Here is an 11,022-nt window from a genome sequence, read left to right on the forward strand (position 1 = left end):
GGCGGCGAGGACACGAAGTGCCGAACATGGGGGTCCACATGAGTCGCAGGATCGGCGACGTGGTTCTCGAAGTGCAGAACATCAGCCTCGGCTTCGGGGGCGTGAAGGCGCTGACCGACATCAGCTTCGATGTGCGCGAGCATGAGGTGCGGGCCATCATCGGACCGAACGGCGCGGGCAAGAGCTCGATGCTCAACTGCATCAACGGGGTCTACCAGCCGCAGCAGGGCAGCATCACGTTCCGCGGCAAGACCTTCAGGAACATGAACTCGCGCCAGGTCGCCGAGATGGGCGTGGCGCGCACCTTCCAGAACCTCGCCTTGTTCAAGGGCATGAGCGTGCTCGACAACATCATGACGGGGCGCAACCTCAAGATGAAGAGCGGCCTGCTCGCGCAAGCGCTGCGCTGGGGGCCGGCCGAACGCGAGGAGCTGAAGCACCGCGAGTTCGTCGAGCACATCATCGACTTCCTCGAGATCCAGGCGCACCGCAAGACGCCAGTGGGCCGCCTGCCCTACGGCCTGCAAAAGCGTGTCGACCTCGGCCGCGCTCTGGCGATGGAGCCGCAGGTGCTGCTGCTGGACGAGCCGATGGCCGGCATGAACGTGGAAGAGAAGCAGGACATGAGCCGCTTCATCCTCGACGTGAACGACGAGTTCGGCGCGACCATCGTGCTGATCGAGCACGACATGGGCGTGGTCATGGACATCAGCGACCGCGTCGTGGTGCTCGACTACGGCAAGAAGATCGGCGACGGCACGCCGGATGAAGTACGGGCCAATCCCGAGGTGATCCGGGCTTACCTGGGGACGGAACACTGACGATGGATGCACGGATGAAACCGGTTGAGGCCAGTGGGCGGGATCACGCCGACGGTGTGCTCTGCTCCGCGAATGTCCCCCGCCGTCAGCCTGCGGTTGCCGGCTCCTCCTTTATTTCGCTGCGCAGAGCACACCATCGACGTGATCCAGACGCGCAGTCGTTGATCGGCCGCTACCACCGACCGTTCCTCGTGCCGAGGGTGCTGGGTGTCCCCCGCAGCGAAATAAAGGAGGAGGCCGCAGGCCGGGGGACATTCGCGGAGGGGGATAGCCAGTGCCCTCGGCACGCACCCCTATTGGATTCCCCCAGCGCAATGGAAAACTGACCATGGGCTTCTTCCTCGAAACCCTCTTCGGCGGCCTCATGGTCGGCATGCTGTATTCGCTGATCGCGATCGGCTTCGTGCTGATCTACAAGGCCTCTGGCGTCTTCAACTTCGCGCAAGGCGCGATGGTGCTGTTCTCCGCGCTGGCGATGGCGCGCTTCGCGGAATGGTTTCCGCATTGGCTTGGCTTCGAGAACAAGGTGCTGGCCAACGTGCTGGCCTTCGTCGCGGCAATGGCGGTGATGATCGTCGTGGCCTGGCTCATCGAGCGGCTGGCACTGAGCAAGCTGGTCAACCAGGAAGGCATCACGCTGCTGATGGCCACGCTGGGCATCGCGTACTTTCTCGACGGCCTCGGCCAGACGCTGTTCGGCAACGACATCTACAAGATCGACGTCGGCATGCCGAAAGAGCCGCTGATGGTGCTGGAGAATGTCTTCCAGGGCGGCCTCCTGCTGAGCCAGGAGGACCTGGTCGCGGCGCTGGTGGCGGCGGCGCTGGTCGCGGTGCTCGCGATCTTTTTCCAGAAGACGGCCACGGGCCGCGCGCTGCGTGCGGTAGCCGATGACCACCAGGCCGCGCAATCGATCGGCATTCCCCTGAGCCGCATCTGGGTCATCGTGTGGTCGGTGGCCGGCTTCTCGGCGCTGGTGGCGGGGATCATCTGGGGCTCCAAGCTCGGCGTGCAGTTCTCTCTGTCGCTCGTTGCCCTGAAGGCGCTGCCGGTGGTGATCCTGGGCGGGCTGACCTCGATTCCGGGCGCCATCATCGGCGGCCTGCTGATCGGCGTCGGCGAGAAGCTGTCGGAGATCTATCTCGGGCCGATGCTCGGCGGCGGCATCGAGATCTGGTTTGCGTACGTGTTGGCGCTGGTGTTCCTGCTGGTGCGTCCGCAGGGATTGTTCGGCGAGAAGATCATTGATCGGGTGTGAAATGAACAGCCCCCACGCTCATCACTTCGTGTATCGCTGCCCCCCACGGGGGCGCTCAATGCCCTTCGGGCGGCCGGACGGGCATTGACATGTTTTACAGAGAGAACGGCCAGTTCAAGTCCACCTACCGCGCCGACCAGCAGATCTTCCCGATCCTGCAGGACCGCGTCGCGATCCTCGTGCTGCTGTTGGTGGCGTTCGTCGTGGTGCCGCTGGGCGTGTCGGACTACTGGATGCGCGCCATCCTCACGCCGTTCCTGATTCTTTCGCTCGCCGCGCTCGGACTCAACATCCTGGTCGGGTATTGCGGGCAGATCTCGCTGGGCACCGGGGCCTTCATGGCGGTGGGCGCCTATGCGGCCTACAACTTCCAGGTTCGCATCGACGGCATGCCGCTGATCGCATCGCTGCTGCTCGGCGGGCTGTGCGCCACCGTGATCGGCGTGCTGTTCGGTATTCCTTCGCTGCGCATCAAGGGGCTCTACCTCGCGGTCGCGACGCTGGCGGCGCAGTTTTTCGTGGACTGGGCCTTCCTGCGCATCCAGTGGTTCACCAACAACTCGTCGTCGGGATCGGTCAGCGTGGCCGGACTCAATGTGCTGGGCATTCCGATCGAGTCGCCGATCCAGAAATACCTGCTGTGCCTCGCCTTCGTCACGGTGTTCGCGCTGCTGGCAAAGAACCTGGTGCGCAGCGCCATCGGCCGCGAGTGGATGGCCATGCGCGACATGGATGTGGCGGCGGCCGTTATCGGCATCCAGCCGGTGTACGCCAAGCTCACGGCCTTTGCGGTGAGCAGCTTCATCGTCGGCGTGGCCGGCGCACTGTGGGGCTTCATCCACCTGGGTGCGTGGGAGCCTGCGGCCTTCAGCATCGACCGCTCGTTCCAGTTGCTGTTCATGGTGATCATCGGCGGGCTCGGCTCGATCATGGGCAGCTTCTTCGGCGCCGCGTTCATCGTGCTGCTGCCGCTGTTCCTCAATCAACTGCCGGGCTGGCTCGGCTTCTCGATCTCGACCGCGCTTTCGTCGCACATCGAGAGCATGGTTTTCGGGGCGCTGATCGTGTTCTTCCTCATCGTCGAGCCGCATGGCCTTGCAAGGCTGTGGTCGACGGGCAAGGAGAAGCTGCGCCTGTGGCCCTTCCCCCACTGAATGAAACACCCCTGAGATTTCCAAAAGGAGACAAACCATGAAGCTGAAATCAATCGCACTCGCCATTGCGGCGGTGTCCGCACTGGTGGGCGCCGCGCCCGCCATGGCGCAGGCCAAGGAGCAGTTCTTCCCGCTGCTGGTGTACCGCACCGGCCCCTACGCGCCAAACGGCACGCCATGGGCCAACGGCAAGCAGGACTACATCAAGCTCGTCAATGCGCAGGGCGGCGTCAACGGCGTGAAGCTCACGTTCGAGGAATGCGAGACCGGCTATGCCACCGACAAGGGCGTCGAATGCTACGAGCGCCTGAAGGGCCGGCCCGGCGTCACGCTGTTCGACCCGCAAGCCACCGGCATCACCTTCGCGCTGACCGACAAGGTGACGACCGACAAGATCCCGCTGGTCACGCTGGGCTACGGTCTCTCGGCCTCGCAGGACGGCAACACCTTCAAGTGGAACTTCCCGCTGATGGGCAGCTACTGGACCGCCGCCGACATCCTGATCCAGCACATCGCCAAGAAGGAAGGCGGCATGGACAAGCTCAAGGGCAAGAAGATCACCCTCGTGTATCACGACTCGCCGTTCGGCAAGGAGCCGATCCCGCTGTTGCAGGAGCGCGCGAAGTTGAACGGCTTCGAGCTGTCGCTGATCCCGGTGACCGCGCCCGGCGTCGAGCAGAAATCCGCCTGGCTGCAGGTGCGCCAGCAGCGTCCTGACTACGTGCTGCTGTGGGGCTGGGGCGTGATGAACTCCACCGCCCTGAAGGAGGCCGTGGCCACCGGCTACCCGCGCGAGAAGATGTACGGCGTGTGGTGGGCCGGCGCCGAGCCCGACGTCAAGGACGTCGGCGCCAATGCCAAGGGCTACAACGCGCTCGCGCTCAACGGCTCCGGCACCGACTACAAGGTGATCCAGGACATCCTCAAGCAGGTGCACGACAAGGGCCAGGGCACCGGCCCGCGCGACGAGGTCGGCTCTGTGCTGTACACGCGCGGCGTGATGATCCAGATGCTCAGCGTTGAAGCCGTCAAGCGCGCGCAGGAACGCTTCGGCAAGGGCAAGGTCATGACCGGCGAGCAAGTGCGCTGGGGCCTGGAGAACCTCGCGCTCGACCAGAAGAAGCTCGACGCGCTCGGCTTCACCAACATCGTGCGGCCGATCAGCACCTCGTGCGCCGACCACATGGGCTCGACCTCGGCGCGCATCGAGACCTGGGACGGCGCCAAGTGGAACATCGCGCCCGACTGGTACCAGGCCGACGAGCAGATCATCAAGCCGATGGTGAAGGCGGCGAGCGACAAGTACGCAGCCGAGAAGAAGCTTTCGCGCCGCGACGTGGCGGACTGCTCCTTGTGATGTTCGCCAACGTGTTGCGCAGTTCGGGGAACTCCGCGGAACCGGCTTCGCCGGGCCGCTGGTGTTGCCCCCCGGCCAGGGGGGTTGGCGAAGCGACACGAATTGCGCGAAGACTGGGAGGCGAGCGATGAGCGCAGTGCGAAGCACGGAGGCTACCCAGTGACCACGCTCCTCGACGTCAACGGCATCGAGGTCATCTACAACCACGTGATCCTGGTGCTGAAGGGCGTATCGCTGACGGTGCCGGAAGGCGGCATCGTGGCGCTGCTCGGCGGCAACGGCGCGGGCAAGACAACCACGCTGCGCGCCGTGAGCAACCTGCTCGCGGGCGAGCGCGGCGCTGTCACCAAGGGCACGATCGAGTTGCGCGGCGAACGCATCGAGGCGCTGTCGCCTTCGGCACTGGTGCAACGCGGCCTGATCCAGGTGATGGAGGGGCGTCACTGCTTCGCGCACCTGACCATCGAGGAGAACCTCATGACCGGCGCCTACACGCGCACCGACGGCAAGGCCGCCGTGGCCGACACGCTGGAGAAGGTGTACGCGTACTTCCCTCGGCTGAAGGTGCGGCGTGGCTCGCAGGCGGCCTACACCTCGGGCGGCGAACAGCAGATGTGCGCCATCGGCCGTGCGCTGATGGCCAATCCGACCATGGTGCTGCTCGACGAGCCGTCGATGGGGCTCGCGCCGCAGATCGTCGAGGAGGTGTTCGAGATCGTGAAGGACCTGAACCAGAAGGAACGCGTGACCTTCCTGCTGGCCGAGCAGAACACCAACATGGCGCTGCGCTACGCCGACTACGGCTACATCCTGGAGAGCGGCCGCATCGTGATGGACGGCAAGGCCAGCGAACTGGCGAGCAACGAGGACGTCAAGGAGTTCTATCTTGGCGTGGGCGGTGCGGAGCGGAAGAGCTTCCGCGATGTGAAGAGCTACAAGCGCCGCAAGAGGTGGTTGGCGTGACAAGTTGCTCGCCCCCAGGCTCCGCGACACTTCGTGTCGCTCCTCCCACCCCCTGCCGGGGGCAACACCAGCGGCCCGGCAAAGCCGGTTCCGCGGTGTTCCTGGAAGAAGTCATTTCACGTTCCGGGTCCACCCATGACTGACTTTTATGACGCGCTGGAGTTGCGCGATCCTGCGCAGCGCGAAGCGGACCTGCTCATGGCGCTGCCGCGCCAGGTGGCACATGCGCAATCGGCGGCGCCTGCTTTCGCGCAGATCCTGAAGGGCTTCGATGCCAACGCGGTGCGCAGCCGCGAAGCATTGGCGAAACTGCCGGTCACGCGCAAATCGGAACTGCTCGAACGACAGAAAGCACAGCGCGCCGCCGATGCGTTCGGCGGCTTCAGCGCCATCGCGCGCGGCCCCGCGATGCGGCGCGTGTTCGCGAGCCCAGGCACCATCTACGAGCCCGAAGGCGCGGCGCCCGACTACTGGCGCACCGCCCGCGCGTTGCATGCGGCGGGCTTTCGCCGCGGCGACCTGATCCACAACAGCTTCAGCTACCACATGACACCCGCCGGCGCGATCATGGACAACGGTGCGCACGCGCTGGGCTGCTCCGTGTTCGCGGCAGGCACCGGCCAGACCGAGCAACAACTCGAAGCCATCGTCGACCTCAAGCCGGACGGTTATGCGGGCACGCCGAGCTTCCTGAAGATCCTGGTCGAAAAGGCCGATGCGGCCGGCTTCCAGCTGCCGAGCCTGACGAAGGCGATGGTCTCGGGCGAAGCCTTTCCGCCGAGCCTGCGCGACTGGCTGGCCGAGCGGGGCATCGGGGCAATGCAGTGCTATGCGACAGCGGACCTGGGCCTCATCGCGTATGAAACCAGCGCGCACGAAGGACTGGTGCTCGACGAAGGCGTGCTGCTGGAAATTGTGCGTCCCGGCACCGGCGACCCGGTGCCCGAGGGCGAAGTCGGCGAGGTCGTCGTGACCACGTTCAACCGCGACTATCCGCTGGTGCGCTTCGGCACCGGTGACCTGTCCGCCGTACTGGCCGGACCTTGCCCGACCGGTCGTACCAACACGCGCATCAAGGGCTGGCTCGGCCGCGCCGACCAGACGACCAAGGTGCGCGGGATGTTCGTGCATCCGGGCCAGGTGGCCGAGGTGACGAGGCGCTTCCCCGGGATCGTGCGCGCACGCCTGGTCGTCGAAGGCGAGATGGCGCAGGACCGGATGACACTCAAGGTCGAGACCGACTCCGCCGAAGGACTGACCGAGCGCATCGCCGAAGCCGTGCGCGACGTGACCAAGCTGCGCAGCGAAGTCATTTGCGTGCCGGCGGGCAGCCTGCCGAATGACGGCAAGGTGATCGAGGATGCGCGCAGCTACAAGTAGGGGCCGGGCTGATTCATCAGCCAGCTGGGTCGGGCGCCTCCTGTTCTCGCTGTCGTAGAAGCACAGAAGCCAGTAGTGCTGGCCTATGAGCCTGCGGTGCAGGCCCACGCGGGCACTGGGTTCTTCGGGCAGCGGGGTGCGCGCGGCGATCTGGCGGTGCCTGCCGCGCGCACCCGATGTACAACAGGTCCTCCTTTCAGCCCTTGCGCTTACCGCCAAAAATCCTTTCGATCTCTTCCTCGAAAGGATCAGGTGCGACCCATTGCCACCATGCTTGCACCGGCACCCGTTCACGCGCCACATTGCTCCACACCCACAGCGGTCCGAAGACATGCCCCTCGCCGTAGTTGCACATGCGCCGCTCCATCGGCATGGATGCGGTCAGGGCGTCGTCCGCGCAGACGCCGAGCCATTTGCCGCCCAGGGGTACGCGCTGGCCGGTGGTCGACAGGTGGCCGAGCTTCTGGTGGTCGCGTTCGCGGATCTGTTCAGAGGTGAGGTACTCGCGGCGGAGTTCCAGACGGGCTAGCCTCGAAGCGGTATAGGGATTGTGGTCAGGCCCGTTGAGGTAGGTGAACTTGACCTGCACCGTGTAAGGTGCGTGCGGCGGATCGATCAGGCCGTACTCGAAGTTGCCGCCATCGAAGGCCGGCAGGTCATGCAGGGGGTCCGGCAACTCGCGCTGCAAGTTGCCGCCCTCAGAAGTCCAGCCCGGTACGAGCTTGAGTCGCAGCAGTTGCTCCAACCGTTCGCGCGGAATCTGCATGGGGGGTTTGAAGTAAATCTGGAAGTGATACGGCTCGACCTTGCCTTGGGCGTCGGTCGTGGCCAGCATGTAGATGCTGGTCCATTCGTTCAGAAAGCCAGAGTTGAATGCAAAGCGCGTTCCACCTCGATAGCTCTGGCCGTCGATCGATTCGGTGCGAGTGCGCGCTACAGGAAGCAACCGCTTGAGACTCTCGAATTTTGCATCCCCGCGAATGACTTTCATCGCCGCGCCAATGAACTCGATTACCTGCTCGCGCTGCGCATCGGTGTAGCGGAAGTTATCGTAGACCGATTGGTAAGCCCTCTTGCGGGACTGATAGGCCTCCCATGCTCTCTCCTTCTCAGTGGGCATGGTCACCGCCTCCGGTTGGGCCTTGGACTGTGCCGGAGGCGATTTCGAAGACTCTTGTGCAGAAACCGGGCCGAGGCAGCACAGCGCCAGCGTTGTCATTCCAAAGCCCCTTGACCACCTCGTCGCACGCGAAGCTGTCTTCCTCCCAAGGCCGCATACGGTATCCGAAGCTGCCCGAGGCTCCCTTTGCCATCTGATCCACATCGATGGGCTTGCCGCCCAATCCGACGTTCTGAAGAAGTTCATACGCTGCCTTTCTTGCCAATGGAATTTCACTTGGGAGGATTTCCGCCAGATAGCCGGGCTGGTTCGGGCGCCTCCCGTTCTCGCTGTCGTAGAAGCACAGCAGCCAGTAGTACTGGCCGATGAGCATGCGGTGCAGGCCCACGCGCGCGCTCGGCTCGTCGGGCAGCAGGGTGCGCGCGGCAATCTCGAAGTGCTTTGGCGACATGAAGTCCCGCCACACGCGCTGGATGTTCGGCAGATGCGCGTAGTCGCCCGCATGCTGCTGCAACAACGCGACGACCCAGAAAAACTGCTGCGCGTGGCGGGCTTCGTGGTACAGCGTGCTCACGAACTCGCGCACCGCGTTCGAGACATCCTCTGCGCCGTTGGCTGCATCGATGATCGAAGTAACCCCACCCTTGCAGCCGACAAGCAACCAATCCTTGGGCCGCATGATGCCCTTGAGCGTCAGGTCGTCGGGATTGATACCGAGTTTCCTTGCGTCTACATCATCCGGAATCAGAATAGTCGGCATCGCAGCCTTGGGGAGTCCGAACGCGCCTTGGCCAAGGGCCTTGGGGATGTGCGTCTTGAGTAGAGCGTTCAGTAGTTCTTCATCCGAATCGCCCAGCGGCCAAGTAGCGCGCTTCCAATCCACCCCCATCAGCACCGGCTTGACCGTCTCCACATAGGCTTGCGCGACCGGATAGTCCCACTCCTGCACGCTGCCCTTCTTCGGCTCATGCCTGCGCATCCCCCAGTTGTTCGGATCGCAACTGGTGTGCAGCGGCTCCTTCTGCCGGCTCGTGGCCTCGTCCGCGTTGGGCTTGTGATTCTTGCCTGCGATGGTCGTATTGCCCCGCTCACGCTTCTCCGCCACCGGCGTGTACGTCTCGTCGGTGGGCGTTCTCACGTCGGGCGTGTAGCTCGCGAGCACGCCATCCTCGGCATTGCGCAGCACGTCGATCCTCGCGAACTGCGCCACCGCGCTTTGCGCCACCTCGGTCTCGCCGAGTTCGTTGGTCACGCCCTCGACCTTGCGCCCGCCGTCGAAGGCGATGCGGTACTTCTGCTGCGGCAGGCGCAGGCCGCCTGCATGTTCGAGCAGCACGAAGTGCTCTTCACGCGGAGGCTGTTGCGGCAGGCCGGCCACCACCGGCAGCAGCGGGTACTGCGCATCCACGCCGCGCGGCCCCTCGAAGCTTTGGGAAGCGGCATGGTTTGCATGGCCGGCGTGGGTTCTTTTCGTGAGCCCTTGTGCATTGAAGACCTTGGTACTCCCCCCGCCTTCCAACCGCAGTTCCTCCTTGGCCCGGATGGTGATGCGCTCGGCCGTCTGCGTGATCTCCAGCTTGGCGAGCATGTTGATGGAGTTGGACAGCGCCTGGATGTCGATGTCCGCCTGCGCGGCCACGAGGTGCATGCCGTTCTGCTGCGCGAAGAGCTTGATTGCGTTGAGCGCCACCCCCAGCAGCGAGGCGCCGCTGCTCAGGCTGATGTGCTGGCCGCTGGTCAGCGCGGTGTGCTCGTCGCTGGCGATGTGGGTGCTGCCCTGCGTGGTGGTCTCGATGCCCGCGGGGCTGGCCAGCACGAGGTGGGGCTCGCAGAGTTCGGGGAACTTGCCTTCTTCCGTGCCGCCCTTGCCTATGTCTTTGCCCTTGTCCTTGCCCTGGATGGCATCGTTCTGGGCCTTCAGGGCACGGGCGACTTCGTCCTGGTCGCCCTTGCCTTGCGCCTTGACCCGGCTGGCTGCATCGAAGCCGCTCTCGTGCTGCTCGCGCGCCTGGGTCAGGCGCTGCAGGGTTTCGGCGCTGTCGAGCACGTGGGCTCGCGCACCGAAGCGCGGCTCGGTGGTCAGCAACAGGCCGTTGGCCGCGCGGATGACGCCATGGCCATCGGAGCGCAGCTCGAAGCCAAGGCCGCGGAAGTCCTTGCGCCCCGCGTTGTCTTCGACGCGGGTGATGTAGCCGACGCTCACAGAGCTGTGTTGGTAGTCGCTCTTGAGCTGCGCCTGGATCTTGCCGGGCGTGTCGTCCATCAACAGGTGGTTGCTGCGACCGGCCGCACTGTTGCCGCCTTCCTTGGTGAGTTCGCGGCTTCTGAACCCGCTGAGGGCCGACTGGCCCGGCAGGCTCCACGGCGGCAGGTTGGTCCGGTTGTGGACCCGGCCGGTGCACAGGGGCAGATCGGGGTCGCCGCCGAGGAAGTCGACGATGACCTCCTGGCCGATGCGTGGGATGTGGATGCCGCCCAGCTGGTTACCCGCCCAGGGCGAGCTGACTCGCAGCCAGCAGGTGCTGTGCTGGTTCTTCTGGCCGATACGGTCCCAGGGGAACTGCACCTTGATGCGGCCGAGTTCGTCGGTCCACAGGTTCTGGCCTTCGGGGCCGACGACCAGCGCCGTCTGCGGGCCGTGGGTGTGGGGCTTCGTTTGCGTGAGGGCGGGGCGCAAGGGCTCCTTGACGGGGTGGGCGGTGAGGTCGACTTCAACCTTCCATCGCTGCCTGCGCCCGGGCGCCGCATCCCTGATCTGGCTGTCCTGGGCGACGTCTTCGATGAGGAGGCGGGTGTCGAGGATGAGGTACTCGGCGTTGGCTTGCTGTCTCGGGTGCCTGGCGAGCCTGAAGGTGAACCCGGGGGTCATGCCCCGGAGGTTGCCGCTGGCCTTGGCGCGCGCGCCGTGGGTGCGCAGGGCCTGCATGCGCAGCAGGCTCAGGAAGCGGCCTTCCTCATGCGGGTCGTTG

Annotated in this window: 8 protein-coding genes; 6 read left to right on the forward strand and 2 right to left on the reverse strand. The window is 65.0% G+C overall.

Annotated elements, in window-relative coordinates:
* Positions 1-38: 38 nt before the first annotated feature.
* The 6 genes from WKW80_RS33525 (at position 39) to WKW80_RS33550 (ending at position 6,933) form a co-directional block, all read left to right on the forward strand.
* Positions 39-821, forward strand: coding sequence for an ABC transporter ATP-binding protein (locus WKW80_RS33525; RefSeq protein WP_340367904.1), 783 nt, complete (start codon positions 39-41; stop codon positions 819-821).
* A gap of 328 nt (positions 822-1,149) precedes the next feature.
* Complete coding sequence (locus WKW80_RS33530; protein WP_340367905.1) at positions 1,150-2,079, forward strand: branched-chain amino acid ABC transporter permease; 930 nt, start codon at positions 1,150-1,152, stop codon at positions 2,077-2,079.
* Positions 2,080-2,168: 89 nt separating this feature from the next.
* Positions 2,169-3,233: a branched-chain amino acid ABC transporter permease gene (locus WKW80_RS33535; protein WP_340367906.1), complete on the forward strand. Its 1,065-nt coding sequence runs from the start codon at positions 2,169-2,171 to the stop codon at positions 3,231-3,233.
* 37 nt (positions 3,234-3,270) lie between these two features.
* Positions 3,271-4,590 carry an ABC transporter substrate-binding protein gene (locus WKW80_RS33540; protein ID WP_340367907.1) on the forward strand — a complete coding sequence of 440 codons (1,320 nt, stop codon included), beginning with the start codon at positions 3,271-3,273 and terminating at the stop codon, positions 4,588-4,590.
* A gap of 159 nt (positions 4,591-4,749) precedes the next feature.
* Complete coding sequence (locus WKW80_RS33545; RefSeq protein ID WP_340367908.1) at positions 4,750-5,553, forward strand: ABC transporter ATP-binding protein; 804 nt, start codon at positions 4,750-4,752, stop codon at positions 5,551-5,553.
* 135 nt (positions 5,554-5,688) lie between these two features.
* Positions 5,689-6,933 carry a phenylacetate--CoA ligase family protein gene (locus WKW80_RS33550; protein WP_340367909.1) on the forward strand — a complete coding sequence of 415 codons (1,245 nt, stop codon included), beginning with the start codon at positions 5,689-5,691 and terminating at the stop codon, positions 6,931-6,933.
* A gap of 196 nt (positions 6,934-7,129) precedes the next feature.
* Here WKW80_RS33550 and WKW80_RS33555 read toward each other — a convergent pair whose 3' ends face one another.
* Positions 7,130-8,053, reverse strand: a complete 924-nt coding sequence (locus WKW80_RS33555) for a hypothetical protein (protein WP_340367910.1) — start codon at positions 8,051-8,053, stop codon at positions 7,130-7,132.
* Positions 8,043-11,022, reverse strand: a 2,980-nt coding sequence (locus WKW80_RS33560) for a type VI secretion system Vgr family protein (protein ID WP_340367911.1), incomplete at its 5' end; no start/stop codon positions are given. The genes WKW80_RS33555 and WKW80_RS33560, both read right to left, overlap by 11 nt.

Source organism: Variovorax humicola, assembly GCF_037889915.1.
GTDB lineage: Bacteria > Pseudomonadota > Gammaproteobacteria > Burkholderiales > Burkholderiaceae_C > Variovorax > Variovorax humicola.

Excerpts from the sequence above, each read along its gene's own strand:
- WKW80_RS33525 (WP_340367904.1), top strand. The coding sequence starts at position 39 with ATGAGTCGCAGGATCGGCGACGTGGTTCTCGAAGTGCAGAACATCAGC.
- WKW80_RS33530 (WP_340367905.1), top strand. The coding sequence starts at position 1,150 with ATGGGCTTCTTCCTCGAAACCCTCTTCGGCGGCCTCATGGTCGGCATG.
- WKW80_RS33535 (WP_340367906.1), top strand. The coding sequence starts at position 2,169 with ATGTTTTACAGAGAGAACGGCCAGTTCAAGTCCACCTACCGCGCCGAC.
- WKW80_RS33540 (WP_340367907.1), top strand. The coding sequence starts at position 3,271 with ATGAAGCTGAAATCAATCGCACTCGCCATTGCGGCGGTGTCCGCACTG.
- WKW80_RS33550 (WP_340367909.1), top strand. The coding sequence starts at position 5,689 with ATGACTGACTTTTATGACGCGCTGGAGTTGCGCGATCCTGCGCAGCGC.
- WKW80_RS33555 (WP_340367910.1), bottom strand. The coding sequence starts at position 8,053 with ATGCCCACTGAGAAGGAGAGAGCATGGGAGGCCTATCAGTCCCGCAAG.